The following is a 20,347-nucleotide window of genomic DNA, read 5'->3' as shown; positions in this document are numbered from 1 at the left end:
AGCTGGAACTCTAAATACATTCCGCCAGTTTACCACGTCATTCGTACTCTGCCCGACACAGGGCAACGGTGTCTTCAATCAGGCGACGTGCCACCGTGCCTGGTGGTGGCAATAACGGTAGTTGATCGTACCGATACCAGCCTGCATCCAGTAGTTCTTTCGGGTCGATTTTTATCTCACCGCTGTGATATTCCGCCATAAATGCGGTCATTAGTGATTGCGGGAACGGCCACGGTTGCGAAGTGACATAGCGCAGATTCTTCACACGAATGCTGCTTTCTTCCATCACTTCACGCGCGACAGCTTGCTCCAGGGTTTCTCCTACTTCGACAAATCCCGCCAGCACCGTGTATATCCCGTTGCGATGGCGTGTGTGTTGGGCAAGCAAGATATGATCGTCGCGGCGAATAGCCACAATAATGCAAGGCGAGATTTGCGGGTAATAGCGTTCACGACAATGGTTGCACAGCATCGCCCATTCGGTTTTGCTGACGTGCATTTCATGGCCACAATAGCCACAGAATTTGTGCGAGCGATAGAACTCCGCTAATTGCACGCCACGACCAGCAAGTTGAAACAACCCTGCATCCTGGTCGATGACCTGGCGTACTGAGCCCATATCAGCCCGGCAATTTTGCCGCACGAGCCATACTGGTTCATTTTCCCACTCACCGATATGCATCCCCACAGCGCCATCTAAGTGAAAATCTTGCGCCGCTCCGTGAGGTAGCTCACCTTTCGGCAACCACAGTTTTTGTTCGTGGCTGACGATAAACCAGCCCTGATCTAACTTTTGAATTACACGTTCCATAACCTGGTGCACATCCCCGAGTTCGCTGGTATAAACAAATGGTCGTATCTATTTTGGGTTCGTTTGCGTTACATCTTTTACTCACGGAGTCAATCATGCTTAACCAGTTAGAAAATCTGACTGAGCGCGTTGGTGGTAGTAATGAGTTAATCGACCAATGGCTTCATGCCCGCAAACATTTATTGGTGGCTTATTACAATATGGTTGGGATCAAGCCTAACAAGGATTCCCATACTGCGCTCGATGAAAAGGCTCTGGATACCTTTTGCCACAACCTGGTAGATTATCTTTCTGCCGGCCATTTTAATATTTATGAACGTATTATCAGTGAAATGGAAGGCAGCAGCCCACTTTTAGCCGCAACGCATCTCTATCCACAGCTTGAAGCTAATACCCAGCAGATCATGGATTTCTATGATTCGCATCTCGAAAGCGCTATCGATCATGATAACTACATCGAATTCCAGAAAGCCTTGTCCGGCATCGGTGAAGCTCTGGAATCACGTTTTTCGCTGGAAGATAAACTCATTCTGTTGGCGTACGACCACGATTTAAATGACAGTGCTAACGATACCGGCAGCCTTGCACGCCCGGCTTGAGTTCTGCCTTGTTAACGAGTAGTTTACATACCGACCCGTAGCAATACGGGTTTCTTCTTGTCGGAGTGCCGAGTGCGTAAGCACCGGCTGAGACCGTTAATTCGGGATCCGCGGAACCTGATCAGGTTAATACCTGCGAAGGGAACAAGAGTAATTCTGCTTTTGGGCTCAACCCGTTCGCGGGCGTCCCACATTCATTACTCCTCCGTTGTTCTGACAAGCCACTCCTGATAACCACTGGAATGAGCTATGTCTAATACTGAAAAAAAACTGAACCGTCGCGAACAGCGCGCTGCTGCCCAACACTTTATCAATACGCTGGAAGGAACCGCTTTCCCCAACTCGCAACGTATTTACCTCGCCGGTTCACGTGATGATATCCGCGTACCAATGCGCGAAATTCAGTTAAGCCCGACCGCAACCGGCGGCAATAAAGAAAACCCACAGTTCACGCCTAACGATGCTATTCCCGTGTATGACACATCTGGTGCCTACGGCGACCCTGCTATCAGCATCGATGTTCTGCGCGGCCTTTCACCGCTGCGGGCAAACTGGATTGCCGAGCGAAATGACTGCGAAATACTGACCGACCGCAGCTCTGTCTATACCAAAGAGCGCCTTGCCGATGACGGCTTGGGCGAATTGCGCTTTGAAACACAACTCACGCCAATGCGTGCCAAAGCCGGAAAATACGTCACACAGCTGCATTACGCTCGCAAAGGGATTGTGACACCGGAAATGGAATTCATTGCAATACGTGAAAACATGGGCCGCGAGCGAATTCGTGATGAAGTGTTACGCCACCAGCATCCAGGACAGAGTTTTGGCGCGCGTCTACCGGAAAACATTACTCCTGAATTTGTGCGTAACGAAGTCGCAGCAGGACGGGCGATTATCCCCGCCAACATCAACCATCCAGAATCTGAACCGATGATTATCGGGCGTAACTTCCTGGTGAAAGTAAACGCTAATATCGGCAACTCGGCAGTCACGTCATCTATTGAAGAAGAAGTGGAAAAACTGGTCTGGTCAACCCGTTGGGGTGCGGACACGGTTATGGACCTTTCAACAGGCCGGTATATTCACGAAACCCGCGAATGGATTTTGCGTAATAGCCCAGTACCAATCGGCACAGTACCTATTTACCAGGCGCTGGAGAAAGTAAACGGCATTGCTGAAGACCTGACATGGGAAATGTTCCGCGACACACTGCTGGAACAAGCCGAGCAAGGTGTCGACTACTTCACCATTCATGCTGGTGTGCTACTGCGCTATGTGCCAATGACAGCCAAACGTCTTACCGGTATTGTCTCGCGTGGCGGTTCGATTATGGCGAAATGGTGTCTATCGCATCATCAGGAAAACTTCCTGTACGAACACTTCCGCGAAATCTGCGAAATCTGTGCCGCTTACGATGTTTCGCTTTCTTTAGGTGACGGCCTGCGTCCAGGCTCCATACAGGATGCCAACGATGAAGCACAATTCTCGGAACTGCATACGCTGGGCGAACTGACCAAAATCGCCTGGGAATATGACGTACAAGTGATGATTGAAGGCCCGGGGCATGTACCGATGCAAATGATCCGTCGCAACATGACCGAAGAACTGGAACATTGCCACGAAGCGCCGTTCTATACCCTCGGCCCACTGACTACCGATATCGCACCAGGTTACGACCATTTCACTTCAGGAATTGGGGCTGCGATGATTGGCTGGTTTGGCTGTGCAATGCTGTGTTACGTCACACCCAAAGAACATCTCGGCCTGCCGAATAAAGAAGATGTTAAGCAGGGGCTGATTACCTACAAAATTGCAGCACATGCCGCAGATCTGGCAAAAGGTCATCCTGGCGCGCAGATCCGCGATAACGCAATGTCAAAAGCTCGCTTTGAATTCCGCTGGGAAGACCAGTTTAACCTGGCGCTCGATCCCTTCACTGCTCGCGCATATCACGATGAAACACTGCCGCAGGAGTCCGGCAAAGTCGCACACTTCTGCTCGATGTGTGGGCCAAAATTCTGCTCGATGAAAATCTCCCAGGAAGTCCGCGATTTTGCTGCAAAACAGGCGATTGAAGTCGGAATGGAAGATATGTCGCAGTCATTCCGGGCAAAAGGCGGCGAAATTTATCTGCGCCAGGAGGAAGTGTGATGAGCAAAAGTGCATTTCCCGCCGTGCCGCAGCACCTGGGCCTATATCCAGTGGTTGATAGCGTCGAGTGGATTGCCCGCTTACTGAATGCAGGCGTGCGGACCATCCAACTGCGCATCAAAGACAAACAAGACGAGGACGTGGAGGCCGACATTGTTGCGGCCATCGAACTGGGCCAGCAATACAAAGCACGGTTGTTCATTAATGATTACTGGCAGTTGGCGATAAAACACCGCGCTTACGGTGTGCACCTGGGCCAGGAAGACTTGGATGTTGCAAATCTTGATGCCATTCAGGATGCGGATCTGCGGCTTGGACTTTCCACTCACGATAATATGGAAATGGATCGCGCACGAGCAGCGCGCCCTTCTTACATCGCGCTGGGACATGTTTTCCCAACCAATACCAAGCAGATGCCATCGTCTCCTCAAGGATTAGTGCAACTTGCAGAGCACATCAAAACTCTTGGCAATTATCCCACCGTAGCAATTGGTGGAATTAGCATGGATCGCGTTCCTGCGGTTCTCGCCACCGGAGTAGGCAGCGTCGCGGTGGTTAGCGCAATTACTCGCGCAGCCGACTGGCAAGCTGCCACCGCGCAGCTATTGGAGCTGGTAGGGGCTGGCGATGAATGATGCCGATTTCATGCGTTACAGCCGACAACTGTTGCTGGAGGACGTTGCCCTTGAAGGGCAACAAAAGCTGCTCGCAAGCAAAGTACTGATTGTCGGACTGGGCGGCCTTGGCTCACCTGCGGCGCTGTACCTGGCAGCAGCAGGTGTTGGTACGCTATTTTTGGCAGATGATGACAACGTACATATCAGCAATTTGCAGCGTCAGATCCTATTCACCTCAGCAGATCTCGACAAGCCAAAATCACTTGTCGCCCAGCACCATCTTCAGCAACTTAACCCTGATATCAAGCTGCTGGCGCTTCGCGAACACCTGTCTGGAAAATCATTAATTCAGGCAGTAAAAAGTGTCGATCTGGTACTGGATTGCAGCGACAACATGGCGACACGCCAGGCGATAAACGCCGCTTGTGTGGCACAGAGAAAACCGCTGATTTCTGCCAGTGCCGTGGGATTTGGTGGGCAAATTATGGTGCTGACACCACCGTGGGACCACGGTTGTTACCGCTGCGTCTGGCCAGATGAACACGAGCCGGAACGTAATTGCCGTACAGCAGGCGTTATCGGTCCAGTCGTCGGTGTGATGGGAACATTGCAGGCACTTGAAGCGATAAAACTGCTTACTGGTATCGCTCCAGCCACAGGTTCTTTGCGTCTGTTTGACGCTCGCCAACATAGCTGGCGCACACTCGCCATGCAAAAAGCAGCTCAATGCCCTGTTTGTGGAGGGCAAGATGCACATTCAGTTTAACGATGAATCGATACATTGCCCGGATAACCTGACGCTGAAAAAACTGCTGGAACAATTGCGAGTGTTAAAACCGGGAATTGCGCTGGCCATCAACCAGACTATTGTTCCACGTGAGCAATGGGGTACCCATTTGTTGAATGATGGCGACCAGATCTTACTTTTTCAGGCCATAGCCGGGGGTTAAAATGCTCAAGATTGCTGATAAGACTTTCTCATCTCGTTTATTCACTGGCACCGGAAAGTTCTCCTCACCGCAGGTGATGGTTGAAGCCATCCGTGCTTCAGGTTCGCAACTTGTGACGATAGCGATGAAACGCGTCGATTTGCGTAATCATAACGATGCGATTCTTGCCCCTCTGCTCGAAGCTAATATGCAGTTACTGCCCAATACATCTGGGGCGAAAACGGCTGAAGAAGCGATATTTGCCGCACAACTGGCGCGTGAAGCACTCGGTACGCACTGGGTCAAACTGGAAATTCACCCTGATGCTCGCTATTTGTTGCCCGACCCCATTGAAACTCTCAAAGCTGCGGAGAAACTCGTAAAACTGGGTTTTGTGGTTTTGCCTTATTGCGGTGCCGATCCAGTTTTATGCAAACGGCTTGAAGAATCAGGATGCGCCGCGGTCATGCCGCTCGGTGCGCCCATTGGTTCTAATCAGGGCCTACAGACCCGCGCGTTACTGGAAATTATTATCGATCAAGCACGAGTGCCGGTAGTAGTGGATGCAGGAATTGGCGCACCAAGCCATGCCACCGAAGCACTTGAAATGGGCGCTTCCGCTGTACTGGTGAATACTGCGATTGCCGTTGCGCGCGATCCCGTGCAGATGGGTCGGGCCTTCCGTCTGGCTGTCGAAGCTGGGGCGATAGCGGCTCAGTCAGGCTTGGCGGTACGCCACCAGCAGGCACAGGCATCCAGCCCACTAACGGAGTTTCTGCAATTTAGCCAGGAGGATGTGTGATGGCTCAAACCTTCACTGACCGCTGGCGAGAACTGGACTGGGATGACATCACGCTTCGCATTAACAGCAAAACCGCAACGGATGTGGAACACGCATTAAGTGCCCGCAAAATCACCCGCGACCATCTTATGGCGTTGCTTTCCCCGGCAGCCAGTCAATACCTTGAACCGCTCGCTCAACAAGCCCAGCAATTAACTCGCCAGCGTTTTGGTAATACGGTGAGTTTTTACGTGCCGCTCTATCTCTCTAATTTATGCGCTAACGACTGTACTTACTGCGGTTTCTCCATGAGTAACAAGCTCAAACGCAAAACCCTCGATGAACGAGAGATTGAACGTGAATGCGAAGCGATTCGCCAGCTCGGTTTTGAACACTTGCTGTTAGTAACGGGCGAACACCAGACCAAAGTGGGAATGGATTATTTCCGTCAACATCTTCCCGCGATTCGCCGCCGCTTCAGTTCGCTGCAAATGGAAGTGCAACCGCTGGATGAACAAGAGTATGCCGAGCTCAAAACACTCGGGCTCGATGGCGTGATGGTTTACCAGGAAACCTATCATCAGACGGTGTACGCGCAACATCATTTGCGCGGCAACAAACAAGATTTTTTCTGGCGACTGGAAACACCGGACAGACTTGGGCGAGCCGGGATAGACAAAATCGGACTCGGTGCACTGATTGGCCTATCAGATAGCTGGCGTACCGACTGTTTTATGGTGGCGGAGCATTTGTTATGGCTACAGCAAAACTACTGGCAAAGCCGTTATTCAATTTCGTTTCCGCGTTTGCGCCCCTGTACGGGCGGGGTAGAACCGGCATCAGTAATGACAGAAAGTCAGCTGGTGCAGGTGATATGTGCGTTTCGGTTATTCTCCCCCGATGTAGAGCTTTCGCTTTCTACGCGTGAGTCGCCGTGGTTTCGGGATCATATGATTCCGCTCGCCATCAACAATGTGAGTGCGTTCTCGAAAACTCAGCCGGGTGGTTATGCCGATAATCATCCAGAGCTTGAGCAATTTACTCCACACGACGGGCGCACACCTTCAGAAGTTGCCGCTGTACTCACGAATTCTGGATTACAACCGGTTTGGAAAGACTGGGACAGTTTTCTTGGAAGGGCAACACAAGGAAATAAAATGTAACCGGTTTCAGCCCATGAACGTTTCTTTGTGATACCTCACACACAATCATCGTAAAGCGGTTGTTGTAACGAGGCGCCGCGGATAATTATCTGTATATCGAACGGACACTGAGAGCAGATCTATGAAGAATATCGTTTTGTGTTGTGCAGCAGGTATGTCGACTAGCATTTTAGTCCAGCGCATGAAGGACGCCGCTCAGAAGAAAGGTATTGAAGTCTCTATCAAGGCAGTGCCGGTTGCAGAATTCAAAGACAATATCGACACTGCCGATATTGTACTGCTTGGTCCACAAGTTAAGTATGAGCACGCCAAGCTACAGGCAATTGCAGAGCCACTGGGTAAAACTGTAGCTGTCATCGACATGATGGATTACGGCATGATGAAAGGTGATGTCGTGCTGGATAAGGCTTTGAAAATGATGGAGTCATAAGACGTGGAAGATTTAGAAACGATTATTATGGAATTGTTGGTCAATGCAGGTAGTGCCCGCAGCCAGGCACTGACAGCCCTGCAAATGGCACGCAAAGGAGATTTTGAAGCAGCGAAACAAGCTATGGAAGAATCTCGTGAGTTTGTGAAACATGCACACAAAATTCAAACCCAACTTATCGGGTTAGATGAAGGCACTGGCAAACTGCCCGTTAACTTGATTACCGTGCACTCTCAGGATCACCTGATGAATGCGATGGTGATTCAGGATTTGGCCGAAGACATGATTGAACTGTATCGCCGCCTGCCATTAGCTAACTGATTTTTTTCATTTGTTTCAGGCATAAAAAAACCGCTCTTTCGAGCGGTTTTTGTTTTTGGCGTCTCTAACGATTAATCGTTATCGTTACCGCCCAGATTACCTGCATTCAACAATTCTGCCAGGCTGGCAGTTGCATCTGCTGCAGTGACCTGAGGTACAACTGGTGCTTCGCCCGCTGCACGACGGCGCATACGCTCCTGATGGTACGCATAACCGGTACCAGCTGGGATCAGACGACCGACGATAACGTTCTCTTTCAGGCCGCGCAGTTCATCACGTTTACCCGCAACAGCTGCTTCGGTAAGCACACGAGTTGTCTCCTGGAACGATGCCGCGGAGATGAAGGACTCGGTTGCCAGAGAGGCTTTAGTGATACCCAGCAAATCGCGTGCAAATGTCACGCTAAGTTTGCCGTTCGCTTCCAGTCCGCGGTTAGCGATCTTGACGCGAGAGTATTCAGCCTGCTCACCTTCCAGGAAGTCAGAACCACCAGAGCTGACGATAGTTGCTTTACGCAACATCTGACGCACGATGACTTCGATGTGTTTATCGTTAATCTTAACGCCTTGCAGACGGTAAACGTCCTGCACTTCGTTGGTGATATAACGAGTCACAGCATACACGCCACGCAGACGCAAAATGTCATGCGGAGATTCTGGACCATCGGAAACAACGTCACCGCGTTCTACAACTTCACCTTCGAACACGTTCAGCTGGCGCCACTTAGGAATCATCTCTTCGTAAGCATCGCTGCCGTCGAGTGGAGAGATAACCAGACGGCGTTTGCCTTTGGTTTCTTTACCGAACGAGATGATCCCGCTAATTTCAGCAAGGATAGCTGGCTCTTTCGGACGACGTGCTTCGAACAGGTCAGCAACACGTGGCAAACCACCGGTGATGTCCTTGGTACCGCTGGATTCCTGAGGAATACGCGCCAGGGCGTCACCAGAGTGAATCTGAGTGCCATCTTCCAGCTGAACAATCGCTTTACCTGGCAGGAAGTACTGAGCTGGCATATCTGTACCAGGGATCAGAACGTCGTTGCCTTGAGCATCAACAATTTTCAGTGCTGGACGCAAGTCTTTACCACCCGCGGTACGTTCTGCAGAATCCAGAACAACCAGAGATGACAGACCTGTCAGTTCGTCAGTCTGACGAGTAATGGACTGGCCGTCGATCATGTCAGTAAAGCGGATGAAACCACTTACTTCTGAAACGACTGGCATGGTGTGCGGATCCCAGTTTGCTACGGTCTCGCCCGCTGCAATCTGCTCGCCATCACCTTTACCCATTACCGCACCGTAAGGAACTTTATAGCTCTCTTTAGTACGACCGAATTCATCAATCAGTTTCAGCTCGGTGTTACGAGAAGTGACGACCAGTTTCCCGGCAGAGTTCACAACCGACTTAGCGTTGCTGAGTTTGATGCTACCTTTGTTCTTAACCTGAATACTGGATTCAGCAGCCGAACGAGATGCCGCACCACCGATGTGGAACGTACGCATCGTCAGCTGAGTACCTGGTTCACCGATGGACTGTGCCGCGATAACCCCGATAGCTTCACCTTTGTTGATGATGTGACCACGTGCCAGGTCGCGACCATAGCAGTGCGCACACACACCAAAGTCAGTTTCGCAACCTACTACGGAACGGACTTTAACGCTGTCAACAGAGTTAAGTTCTAACAAGTCACACCATTGCTCATCAAGCAAGGTGTTACGGGTTACCAGGATGTCTGCAGTACCCGGCTTAATCACATCTTCAGCCGTTACACGGCCCAGAACGCGATCACGCAGTGGTTCTTTAACATCGCCGCCTTCGATAACCGGAGTCATCGTGATACCTTCGAGGGTGCCACAATCGTCTTCGGTCACAACCAGATCCTGCGCAACGTCAACCAGACGACGCGTCAGATAACCGGAGTTAGCAGTTTTCAGTGCGGTATCCGCCAAGCCTTTACGAGCACCGTGTGTGGAGATGAAGTACTGGAGTACGTTCAGACCTTCACGGAAGTTCGCAGTGATCGGCGTTTCGATGATGGAGCCATCTGGCTTAGCCATCAGACCACGCATACCTGCCAGCTGACGAATCTGTGCCGCAGAACCACGAGCACCGGAGTCGGCCATCATGTAAATGCTGTTGAAGGAAACTTGCTGCTCTTCCACACCGTCACGGTTAATAACGGATTCGGTTTGCAGGTTGTCCATCATCGCTTTGGATACACGATCGTTCGCCGCAGCCCAGATATCGATTACTTTGTTATAGCGTTCGCCCGCTGTTACCAGACCGGACTGGAACTGTTCCTGAATCTCAGCAACTTCAGCTTCCGCTTCAGAGATGATTTCAGTTTTCTTCGCAGGGATGACCATGTCATCGATACCAACAGAAACACCTGAACGTGCCGCATAGGCAAAGCCGGTGTACATTGTTTGGTCAGCAAAGATTACTGTCGGTTTCAGGCCCAGAATACGATAACAAGTGTTCAGCATTTTGGAGATTGCCTTCTTGCCCAGCGCCTGGTTGACGATGGAGTAAGGCAGACCTTTCGGTACGATCATCCACAAAATCGCACGACCTACGGTAGTGTCGATAATGCTGGTTTTGGCAACGAACTCTTCGTTCTCGCCTTTTTCATATTCAGTGATACGCACTTTTACACGCGCATGCAGAGAGGCCAGACCTGCGCGATAGATACGCTCAGCTTCTTTAGGGCCAGTCAGCACCATGCCTTCGCCTTTGGCGTTAACACAGTCACGGGTCATGTAGTACAGACCCAATACAACGTCCTGAGAAGGAACGATGATTGGCTCGCCGTTCGCAGGTGACAGGATGTTGTTGGTAGACATCATCAGCGCACGCGCTTCCAACTGAGCTTCAAGCGTCAGTGGAACGTGTACTGCCATCTGGTCACCATCGAAGTCGGCGTTATATGCCGCACAAACCAGCGGGTGCAGCTGGATAGCTTTACCTTCGATTAGTACAGGTTCAAATGCCTGGATACCCAAACGGTGCAGAGTTGGTGCACGGTTCAGCAGTACCGGGTGTTCGCGGATAACTTCGTCCAGGATATCCCAAACGACGGCTTCTTCGCGCTCAACCATTTTCTTCGCAGCTTTAATGGTGGTAGCAAGACCACGCAATTCCAGCTTGCCGTAGATGAACGGTTTGAACAACTCCAGTGCCATTTTCTTAGGCAGACCGCACTGATGCAGACGCAGGTACGGACCTACGGTGATTACAGAACGACCGGAGTAGTCAACACGTTTACCCAACAAGTTCTGACGGAAACGACCTTGCTTACCTTTGATCATATCGGCCAAAGATTTCAGAGGACGCTTGTTAGAACCCGTAATCGCACGACCGCGACGACCGTTATCCAGCAAGGCATCTACTGCTTCCTGCAGCATACGCTTTTCGTTACGTACGATGATGTCAGGAGCAGCCAGATCAAGCAGACGTTTCAGACGGTTGTTACGGTTGATAACGCGACGATACAGATCGTTCAGATCTGAAGTTGCGAAACGACCACCATCCAGCGGTACCAATGGACGCAGATCTGGCGGCAGAACCGGCAGAACTGTCAGGATCATCCACTCTGGTTTGTTACCAGATTGAACGAACGCTTCCAGCAGTTTGATACGCTTAGTCAGCTTTTTACGTTTGGTTTCGGAGTTGGTTTCGTTCAGCTCTTCGCGCAGAGTTTCACACTCTTGCTCCAGATCCATGTTTTTCAACAAGGCCTGAATAGCTTCCGCACCCATCTTCGCATCAAATTCGTCACCAAACTCTTCCAACGCATCCAGATACTGCTCTTCAGTCAGGATCTGGCGTTTTTCGAGGTTAGTCATGCCGCCTTCGATAACCACATAAGATTCGAAGTACAGAACACGTTCGATGTCACGCAGTGGCATATCCAGCAGCAAACCGATGCGTGATGGCAGCGATTTCAGGAACCAGATGTGTGCAGTCGGGGAAGCCAGTTCGATGTGGCCCATACGCTCACGGCGTACTTTAGTCTGGGTCACTTCAACGCCGCACTTCTCGCAGATCACGCCACGATGTTTTAAACGCTTGTACTTACCGCACAGGCATTCGTAGTCTTTTACTGGTCCGAAAATACGGGCACAGAAAAGGCCGTCACGTTCTGGTTTGAACGTACGGTAGTTAATGGTTTCTGGCTTCTTAACTTCACCAAAAGACCAAGAACGGATCATGTCTGGCGAGGCCAGAGCAATTTTGATCGCATCAAACTCTTCGGTTTTGGTTTGCGCTTTCAGAAACTTTAATAAGTCTTTCACGGATTTGCTCCCGTCGGAGTTAGCACTCTGTGATGCCCAGCGTTAGCTGGGCACCCTGGACTTTTTGAGCAACGATTACTCGTCTTCCAGCTCGATGTTGATACCCAGCGAACGGATTTCTTTCAACAATACGTTGAAGGATTCCGGCATGCCTGGTTCCATCTGATGGTTACCATCCACGATGTTTTTATACATCTTGGTACGGCCATTAACGTCATCAGACTTAACAGTCAGCATTTCCTGCAGGGTATAGGCGGCGCCATATGCTTCCAGCGCCCACACTTCCATCTCACCGAAGCGCTGACCACCGAACTGAGCCTTACCACCCAGCGGCTGCTGAGTAACCAGGCTGTAAGAACCGGTAGAACGCGCGTGCATTTTGTCATCAACCAAGTGGTTCAGTTTCAGCATGTACATGTAACCTACGGTTACTGGACGCTCAAACTGTTCACCGCTACGGCCATCGAACAGTGTGATCTGACCGGAAGTCGGCAGTCCACCCAGTTGCAACAGCTCTTTGATTTCCGACTCTTTTGCACCGTCGAATACCGGAGTAGCAATCGGCATACCTTTTTTCAGGTTCTCAGCCAGACGCAGAACTTCATCATCTGTGAAGGTGTTCAGGTCTACTTTCTGACGAATATCTGAACCCAGGTCATACGCTTTCTGGATAAATTCGCGTAGCTTGGTCACTTCTTCCTGCTTCTTCAGCATGGCGTTGATTTTCTCGCCGATACCTTTTGCAGCCATACCCAAGTGGGTTTCCAGAATCTGACCGATGTTCATACGAGATGGTACGCCCAGCGGGTTCAGCACGATATCTACCGGCGTGCCGTTTTCATCGTAAGGCATATCTTCGATCGGGTTGATCTTGGAGATAACACCTTTGTTCCCGTGACGACCTGCCATCTTGTCACCAGGTTGGATCTGACGTTTAACGGCCAGATACACTTTAACGATTTTCAGCACGCCAGGTGCCAGGTCATCGCCCTGAGTGATTTTGCGGCGCTTAGCTTCAAGTTTCTTCTCAAACTCGTGCTTCAGCTCGTCGTACTGCTCTGCCAGCTGTTCCAGCTGGTTTTGCTTCTCTTCGTCAGTCAGACCCAGTTCCAACCAGCGATCGCGTGGCAATTTGTCAAGCTTCTCAGCTTCAACACCGCCAGCAACCAGCACAGCATGGATACGAGCAAACAGACCAGCTTCAAAGATCTGCAGTTCTTCAGTCAGGTCTTTCTTCGCCTGCTTCAGCTGCATTTCTTCGATTTCCAGCGCGCGCTTGTCTTTTTCCACGCCATCGCGGGTAAAGACCTGCACATCGATAACGGTACCGGAAACGCCGTTTGGTACGCGCAGAGAAGAGTCTTTAACGTCAGACGCTTTCTCACCGAAGATTGCACGCAGCAGTTTCTCTTCTGGAGTCAGCTGGGTTTCACCTTTCGGCGTTACCTTACCAACCAGAATGTCACCACCGGTCACTTCAGCACCGATATAAACGATACCGGATTCATCCAGTTTAGAGAGAGCAGCTTCACCCACGTTAGGGATGTCTGCAGTGATCTCTTCTGGCCCCAGCTTGGTGTCACGAGACACACATGCCAGTTCCTGGATGTGAATAGTTGTGAAACGATCTTCCTGAACAACACGCTCAGATACGAGGATGGAGTCTTCGAAGTTGTAACCGTTCCAAGGCATGAACGCTACGCGCATGTTCTGGCCAAGAGCCAGTTCACCGAGGTCAGTAGACGGACCGTCTGCCAACACGTCGCCACGTTCAACAGGTTCACCCAGAGACACACATGGCATCTGGTTGATGCAGGTGTTCTGGTTTGAACGGGTATATTTGGTCAGGTTGTAGATGTCGATGCCTGCTTCACCAGCCAGCATTTCGTCTTCGTTAACTTTGATAACGATACGAGAAGCATCCACGTACTGAACAGTACCGCCACGTTTAGCAACCGCAGTAACACCGGAGTCAACGGCAACAGCACGTTCCATACCAGTACCAACCAGCGGCTTATCAGCGCGCAGAGTTGGAACGGCCTGACGTTGCATGTTCGCACCCATCAATGCACGGTTGGCGTCATCGTGTTCCAGGAACGGGATCAGGGACGCACCGACAGAAACCACCTGTTGGGTGGAAACGTCCATGTAGTCAACCTGGTCGTTGCTGAACAAGCTGGATTCGCCTTTGCTACGGCACGTTACCAGGTCGTCTACGAAACGACCTTCTTCGCTCAAGTTGGTGTTCGCCTGAGCAATAACGTAGTTACCTTCTTCAATAGCAGAAAGGTAATGAATCTCGTCAGTCACAACACCGTCAACAACGCGACGATACGGAGTTTCTAAGAAACCGTATTCGTTTGTCTGTGCATAAACAGACAAGGAGTTGATCAGACCGATGTTCGGACCTTCAGGGGTTTCGATTGGACACACACGACCATAGTGAGTTGGGTGTACGTCACGTACTTCGAAGCCTGCACGCTCACGGGTCAAACCACCCGGGCCGAGTGCGGAGATACGGCGTTTGTGCGTAATCTCAGACAACGGGTTGTTCTGGTCCATAAATTGAGACAGCTGGCTGGAACCGAAGAACTCTTTAACCGCAGCAGAGATAGGCTTGGCGTTGATCATGTCCTGAGGCATCAGGGTATCCAGATCGCCCAGAGACAGACGTTCTTTCACCGCACGCTCAACACGTACTAAGCCAACACGGAATTGGTTTTCCGCCATTTCGCCAACGGAACGGATACGACGGTTGCCGAGGTGGTCGATATCATCCACTTCGCCCTGGCCGTTACGAATACCGATCAGTTTTCTCATCACCTGAATGATGTCGTCTTTGCTCAGGATACCTGAACCTTCGATCTCATCACGCAGCAGAGAACGGTTGAACTTCATACGACCAACCGCAGATAAGTCATAGCGGTCTTCGGAGAAGAACAGGTTCTCGAACAGGTTTTCAGCTGCTTCGCGAGTTGGTGGCTCGCCAGGACGCATCATACGATAGATTTCAACCAGCGCGCTCAGGCGATCGCTAGTTGGGTCGACACGGATGGTCTCAGAAATGTATGCGCCGTGATCCAAATCGTTGGTAAACAGCGTTTCGATACGCTTATGACCACACTGGCTCAACTTAGCCAACAGATCCAAAGACAGTTCCGTGTTCGCCGGGCAAATCAGTTCGCCAGTCGATGCATCAACGTAGTCTTTAGCCGCAACTTTACCAGCAATGTATTCAACCGGAACTTCGATAAGCTTGATATCGTCTTTTTCCAGCTGACGAATATGGCGCGCAGTAATACGGCGGCCTTTTTCGACATAGATTTTGCCGTCAGCTTCGATGTCAAAGGATGCAGTTTCGCCACGCAGGCGTTCTGGCACCAATTCCATTTGCAGCTTGTTGTCACGGATTTCGAAATTAACTTTCTCAAAGAACAGATCAAGAATCTGCTCAGTGGTGAACTGTAAAGCACGCAAAATGATGGTCGCAGGTAGTTTGCGGCGACGGTCGATACGTACAAACAAGTTGTCTTTCGGGTCGAATTCGAAGTCCAGCCAAGAACCACGGTAAGGGATGATACGTGCGTTATACAGTACCTTCCCAGAAGAGTGGGTTTTACCTTTATCACTATCAAAGAACACACCTGGGCTACGGTGTAACTGAGAAACAATAACACGCTCAGTACCGTTGATAACGAAGGTGCCGTTATCAGTCATGAGTGGAATTTCACCCATGTAAACTTCTTGTTCTTTAATATCTTTAACGGTGCCTTCCGGCGCTTCACGCTCGTAGATCACCAGGCGCAGTTTTACACGCAGCGGAGCAGAATACGTCACGCCACGAATCTGACACTCTTTGACATCAAAAACTGGTTCGCCAAGACGATAGCTGACGTACTGCAGTTCTGAATTGCCACTGTAGCTCTTGATCGGGAACACGGAACGGAAAGCCGCTTCCAGACCATACTGCCCTTCGGGATCTTGCTCGATAAACTTCTGGAACGAGTCAAGCTGGATAGAAAGGAGATAAGGAATGTCCAAAACTTGTGGACGCTTTCCAAAATCCTTACGAATACGTTTTTTCTCGGTATAGGAGTAAACCATAGGGTTCCTCAGCTCGCTGACAAGTCGACCCATCTGCCCGACAAGGGGACAGTTTGTGCAACACTATTTTGTGGACCGGAAAGTGGAACACTTTCCGCAATACCTGTTTCTATCACTCTTAAACCATTTCGCCACGCTTCACCCCGGAACTCCCGGTGTAGAAAGTCGTAGTATATTAAGGCGTAGATAGAGACAAACATTGAAAGGAAACCAGCAGTCAAACAGTGTGAAATGCCACTGGTACCCTACAGCGCAAAAAGGCTGGTGACTAAAAAGTCACCAGCCATCAGCCTAATTTCTCAGGCTGCAACCGGAAAGGTTGGCTTATTTAACTTCAACTTCAGCGCCAGCTTCTTCCAGAGTTTTCTTCAGAGATTCTGCGTCATCTTTGCTCACGCCTTCTTTCAGCGCAGCTGGAGCGGATTCAACCAGGTCTTTAGCTTCTTTCAAGCCCAGGCCAGTTGCGCTACGAACTGCTTTGATAACGGCAACTTTGTTAGCGCCAGCAGCTTTCAGAATAACGTCGAACTCAGTTTTCTCTTCTACAGCTTCAGCAGCAGCAGCAGGGCCTGCAACAGCAGCAGCAGCGGAAACACCGAATTTTTCTTCCATTGCAGAAATCAGTTCAACGATGTCCATTACAGACATAGCGGATACTGCTTCAATGATTTGATCTTTAGTGATAGACATAACAATTGTTCCTGAAAATCAGAATAAGTTTATACGTAAGCAAATGCGTTAGAAAGAAAAGTGCAATTAAGCAGCTTCTTTCTGATCGCGTACAGCAGCCAGAGTGCGAACCAATTTGCCTGCAGAGGCTTCTTTCATGGTTGCCATCAGGCGTGCGATTGCTTCTTCGTAAGTTGGCAGAGTTGCCAGGCGATCGATCTGGGCCGCCGGGATCAGCTCACCTTCAAAGGCTGCAGCTTTAACCTCGAATTTTGCATTCGCTTTAGCGAATTCTTTAAACAGACGAGCAGCAGCGCCCGGGTGTTCCATAGAATATGCAATCAAGGTTGGACCAACAAACGTGTCTTTCAGGCATTCAAACTGAGTACCTTCAACAACGCGGCGCAGCAGGGTGTTACGAACAACACGCATGTAAACGCCAGCTTCACGACCTGCTTTACGCAGTTCAGTCATTTTACCTACGGTAACGCCACGGGAATCCGCAACAACCGCAGACAGCGCACCTTTGGCTACTTCGCTGACTTCAGCAACAATCGCTTGTTTGTCTTGAAGATTTAAAGCCATTAGCTTTGCTCCTGGATATTAGCCGGGGTTTCCCCCGGAACTCACTTCGTTCATCACCAAAACGGTAATGAACGTCGACATACGGTGAGCAGAAACAAGCCAAAGACTATCAAAAATATTCTTCAGGTTCTGTCACCGTCTACGCAGGGAATTAAGTCTCTCGCGAAACTCCTGCGGTCTTGGACGGAGGCCTAGATAAGGCCAGGCTCCAACCGAAAATTCTGTGTGCCTCACATAGCAAGGCAACGGGCGTAGGATTTTAGACCAATCTAACGCCCGCGTAAAGCAGCGATTATTAGTTCGCTACCGCGTTCAGACCAGATTGGTCGATCGCAACACCTGCACCCATAGTGGTAGACAGGCTGATTTTCTTAATGAAAACGCCTTTAGCCTGAGATGGTTTAGCTTTTTTCAGCGCAACCAGCAAAGATTCCAGGTTTTCTTTCAGTTTATCAGTGTCAAAATCCACTTTACCGATGGTGGTGTGAATGATGCCGTTTTTGTCGTTACGATAACGAACCTGACCCGCTTTAGCGTTCTTAACCGCTTCAGCAACGTTAGGAGTTACAGTACCAACTTTCGGGTTAGGCATCAGGCCACGTGGACCCAGAACCTGGCCCAGTTGGCCAACAACGCGCATTGCATCAGGAGATGCAATAACAACGTCAAAGTTCATTTCGCCTTTTTTGATCTGGTCAGCCAGATCTTCCATACCTACCAGCTCAGCGCCAGCAGCTTTAGCTGCTTCAGCGTTAGGGCCTTGGGCAAATACGGCTACGCGAACTGAACGGCCAGTACCGTGCGGCAGTACAGTTGCACCACGTACGTTCTGGTCAGATTTACGAGCGTCGATGCCGAGGTTTACAGCAACGTCAACGCTTTCTACGAATTTCGCAGTGGCCAGCTCTTTCAGCAAGGCAACGGCTTCGTTGATGTCATACTGTTTAGTTGCATCAACTTTGTCACGGATCACGCGCATGCGCTTGGTCAGTTTAGCCATTTCTTAATCCTCCACTACCAGGCCCATGGAACGAGCAGTACCTTCGATGGAGCGAGTCATCGCTTCAACGTCAGAACCAGTCATGTCCGCAGCTTTGGTTTCTGCGATTTCACGCACCTGAGCACGGGTCACTGTACCCACTTTGTCTTTGTTCGGCTTGCCAGAACCAGACTTGATACCTGCAGCTTTCTTCAACAGAACAGCAGCCGGTGGGGTTTTAGTAACGAAAGTGAAAGAACGGTCAGCATAAACGGTAATAACAACCGGAATTGGCAGACCTTTCTCCATGGATTCAGTTTTGGCGTTAAACGCTTTACAGAATTCCATGATGTTAACACCTTGCTGACCCAGAGCTGGACCAACTGGTGGACTTGGGTTCGCCATACCAGCTGCAACCTGCAGCTTGACGTAGGCTTGTACTTTCTTAGCCATCTTAATTTCCTCTGGTGGGTTATAGCGCCTTACACAATGAAGGCTCCCCGTGAATAAATCGTTCTACACATACAGGACGCGTAAAAACAAAAGGCGCGAAATTGTATTCCAATCTCACGCCTCGTGCAACGAGTAATCGCTGCTTTTACAACCTAATTATTAAGCTTTCTCTACCTGGGCAAAATCCAGCTCAACCGGCGTAGCACGGCCGAAGATAGATACAGAAACCTTCAAGCGGCTCTTTTCGTAATCTACTTCTTCAACTACACCATTAAAGTCAGCAAATGGACCATCACTAACACGTACCATTTCGCCTGGCTCAAACAGCGTTTTCGGACGCGGTTTATCACCAACCTGTTGCAGGCGGTTCATAATCGCATCAACTTCTTTATCGCTGATTGGTGCCGGACGGTCAGAAGTACCGCCGATGAAACCCATCACACGCGGAACACTGCGCACCAAGTGCCAGCTCGCGTCATTCATAACCATCTGGACCAGAACATAGCCCGGGAAGAATTTACGCTCGCTTTTGCGACGTTGGCCGCCACGGATTTCGACTACTTCTTCGGTCGGAACCATGACTTCACCAAACAACTCTTCCATGTTGTGCAATTTGATATGCTCACGCAGCGATGTTGCTACGCGGCCTTCAAAACCGGAAAACGCCTGAACGACGTACCAGCGCATTTTAGGGGCTTCAGACATCTCAGAACCTCAGGCCAGTAATAAAAGAAACCAGGCGGACCAGAATACCATCCAGCCCCCACAAAATCAGTGACATTACAGCTGTAACAGCCGCCACGATTAAGGTGGTGTGTAAAGTTTCCTGCCGAGTTGGCCAAATCACTTTACGAACTTCGGTTCTCGCTTCACGGGCGAAAGCAACTGTAGCTTTGCCTTTCGTCGTTAACAGCGCGACACCACCCGCTGCAGCAATCAGAACAACCACTGCCAGGGCACGCAGAGGCAGAGACACATCACGATAAATGTAGTTGCCCACGATCGCCGCAATAAGCAGGACTGCAACTGCCAGCCATTTCATCGCTTCCAGGCCGCGCCCGCTTCCTTGAGCTTCGGTATTCGCACTCATAAACCAACCCGTCACAATAATTCAGACAAACATTTTTGCCCCGCATATGCGAGGCAAAACCAAACCGAATGGCTCTTTTCAGGCACTATTCGGTATAACGCCATCTTCAGAGCCTGTTTCAACAATGATTATGAGTAAAAAATCACTGATGAGCCAGGTTCTGCGCAGAGAGCGTACAAAAAGGGCATCAAATGATGCCCTTTTCTTGCGCGTTGCGTCAAATGTTATCAGCGATTAAGCGATAACTTTAGCAACAACGCCCGCACCTACAGTACGGCCACCTTCACGGATTGCGAAACGCAGACCGTCGTCCATTGCGATTGGGTGGATCAGGGTAACAACCATTTTGATGTTGTCGCCCGGCATT

18 protein-coding genes, 1 pseudogene and 1 riboswitch are annotated in these 20,347 nt (G+C 50.2%); of the genes and pseudogenes, 9 read left to right on the top strand and 10 right to left on the bottom strand.

All coding sequences use genetic code 11. From position 1 onward, the window contains the following. Positions 1 to 37 precede the first annotated feature (37 nt). Complete coding sequence (gene nudC, locus FH968_RS21790) at positions 38 to 811, bottom strand: NAD(+) diphosphatase (protein ID WP_139883305.1); 774 nt, start codon at positions 809 to 811, stop codon at positions 38 to 40. Between the two features lie 95 nt (positions 812 to 906). Here nudC and rsd point away from each other — a divergent pair, with 95 nt between their 5' ends. The 9 genes from rsd to FH968_RS21745 all read left to right on the top strand — a co-directional run bounded on the left by rsd (position 907) and on the right by FH968_RS21745 (position 7,802). After that, the gene (gene rsd, locus FH968_RS21785; protein WP_139883303.1) at positions 907 to 1,410 is read left to right on the top strand and encodes a sigma D regulator; all 504 of its coding nucleotides are present in this window, start codon (positions 907 to 909) and stop codon (positions 1,408 to 1,410) included. A 51-nt stretch (positions 1,411 to 1,461) separates the two neighbouring features. Beyond that, positions 1,462 to 1,571: riboswitch (TPP riboswitch) on the top strand. 88 nt (positions 1,572 to 1,659) lie between these two features. After that, positions 1,660 to 3,561, top strand: coding sequence for a phosphomethylpyrimidine synthase ThiC (gene thiC, locus FH968_RS21780; RefSeq protein ID WP_139883301.1), 1,902 nt, complete (start codon positions 1,660 to 1,662; stop codon positions 3,559 to 3,561). Then, positions 3,561 to 4,196: a thiamine phosphate synthase gene (gene thiE / locus FH968_RS21775; RefSeq protein ID WP_139883317.1), complete on the top strand. Its 636-nt coding sequence runs from the start codon at positions 3,561 to 3,563 to the stop codon at positions 4,194 to 4,196. Before thiC ends, thiE begins: the two co-directional genes overlap by 1 nt. Continuing rightward, positions 4,189 to 4,944, top strand: a complete 756-nt coding sequence (locus tag FH968_RS21770) for a HesA/MoeB/ThiF family protein (RefSeq protein ID WP_139883299.1) — start codon at positions 4,189 to 4,191, stop codon at positions 4,942 to 4,944. The genes thiE and FH968_RS21770 overlap by 8 nt, the downstream gene beginning before the upstream one ends. Continuing rightward, complete coding sequence (gene thiS, locus FH968_RS21765; RefSeq protein ID WP_139883297.1) at positions 4,928 to 5,128, top strand: sulfur carrier protein ThiS; 201 nt, start codon at positions 4,928 to 4,930, stop codon at positions 5,126 to 5,128. Before FH968_RS21770 ends, thiS begins: the two co-directional genes overlap by 17 nt. Position 5,129: 1 nt before the next feature. After that, the gene (gene thiG, locus FH968_RS21760; protein WP_139883295.1) at positions 5,130 to 5,909 is read left to right on the top strand and encodes a thiazole synthase; all 780 of its coding nucleotides are present in this window, start codon (positions 5,130 to 5,132) and stop codon (positions 5,907 to 5,909) included. Beyond that, positions 5,909 to 7,051, top strand: a complete 1,143-nt coding sequence (thiH, locus tag FH968_RS21755) for a 2-iminoacetate synthase ThiH (protein ID WP_139883293.1) — start codon at positions 5,909 to 5,911, stop codon at positions 7,049 to 7,051. The genes thiG and thiH overlap by 1 nt, the downstream gene beginning before the upstream one ends. A gap of 121 nt (positions 7,052 to 7,172) precedes the next feature. Continuing rightward, positions 7,173 to 7,481: a PTS sugar transporter subunit IIB gene (locus tag FH968_RS21750; protein ID WP_139883291.1), complete on the top strand. Its 309-nt coding sequence runs from the start codon at positions 7,173 to 7,175 to the stop codon at positions 7,479 to 7,481. Between the two features lie 3 nt (positions 7,482 to 7,484). Next, positions 7,485 to 7,802, top strand: coding sequence for a PTS lactose/cellobiose transporter subunit IIA (locus FH968_RS21745; protein ID WP_139883288.1), 318 nt, complete (start codon positions 7,485 to 7,487; stop codon positions 7,800 to 7,802). A 71-nt stretch (positions 7,803 to 7,873) separates the two neighbouring features. Here FH968_RS21745 and rpoC read toward each other — a convergent pair whose 3' ends face one another. The 9 genes and pseudogenes from rpoC to tuf all read right to left on the bottom strand — a co-directional run. Then, positions 7,874 to 12,100, bottom strand: coding sequence for a DNA-directed RNA polymerase subunit beta' (gene rpoC / locus FH968_RS21740; protein ID WP_139883286.1), 4,227 nt, complete (start codon positions 12,098 to 12,100; stop codon positions 7,874 to 7,876). A 75-nt stretch (positions 12,101 to 12,175) separates the two neighbouring features. Further along, positions 12,176 to 16,204 carry a DNA-directed RNA polymerase subunit beta gene (gene rpoB, locus FH968_RS21735; protein WP_139883284.1) on the bottom strand — a complete coding sequence of 1,343 codons (4,029 nt, stop codon included), beginning with the start codon at positions 16,202 to 16,204 and terminating at the stop codon, positions 12,176 to 12,178. Between the two features lie 324 nt (positions 16,205 to 16,528). After that, the gene (gene rplL / locus FH968_RS21730) at positions 16,529 to 16,894 is read right to left on the bottom strand and encodes a 50S ribosomal protein L7/L12 (RefSeq protein WP_064515273.1); all 366 of its coding nucleotides are present in this window, start codon (positions 16,892 to 16,894) and stop codon (positions 16,529 to 16,531) included. Positions 16,895 to 16,960: 66 nt separating this feature from the next. Beyond that, positions 16,961 to 17,458, bottom strand: a complete 498-nt coding sequence (rplJ, locus tag FH968_RS21725; protein ID WP_034461803.1) for a 50S ribosomal protein L10 — start codon at positions 17,456 to 17,458, stop codon at positions 16,961 to 16,963. A gap of 295 nt (positions 17,459 to 17,753) precedes the next feature. After that, the gene (gene rplA, locus FH968_RS21720) at positions 17,754 to 18,458 is read right to left on the bottom strand and encodes a 50S ribosomal protein L1 (RefSeq protein ID WP_139883281.1); all 705 of its coding nucleotides are present in this window, start codon (positions 18,456 to 18,458) and stop codon (positions 17,754 to 17,756) included. A gap of 3 nt (positions 18,459 to 18,461) precedes the next feature. Continuing rightward, entirely contained in the window at positions 18,462 to 18,890 is a 429-nt protein-coding gene (gene rplK, locus FH968_RS21715) for a 50S ribosomal protein L11 (RefSeq protein WP_139883279.1), read from the bottom strand. A gap of 159 nt (positions 18,891 to 19,049) precedes the next feature. Then, complete coding sequence (gene nusG, locus FH968_RS21710; RefSeq protein WP_034461806.1) at positions 19,050 to 19,595, bottom strand: transcription termination/antitermination protein NusG; 546 nt, start codon at positions 19,593 to 19,595, stop codon at positions 19,050 to 19,052. Between the two features lies 1 nt (position 19,596). After that, on the bottom strand, positions 19,597 to 19,980 hold the full coding sequence (secE, locus tag FH968_RS21705) for a preprotein translocase subunit SecE (protein ID WP_139883277.1): 384 nt from the start codon (positions 19,978 to 19,980) through the stop codon (positions 19,597 to 19,599). A 234-nt stretch (positions 19,981 to 20,214) separates the two neighbouring features. After that, positions 20,215 to 20,347 (bottom strand): annotated as a pseudogene (gene tuf / locus FH968_RS21695) (elongation factor Tu); the annotation flags it as partial.

This window comes from Buttiauxella sp. B2 (genome assembly GCF_006376615.1).
In the GTDB taxonomy this organism is placed as follows: domain Bacteria; phylum Pseudomonadota; class Gammaproteobacteria; order Enterobacterales; family Enterobacteriaceae; genus Buttiauxella.
Note: the sequence above shows the minus strand (reverse complement) of the source record. Positions and strands in the feature narration are given on the sequence as shown.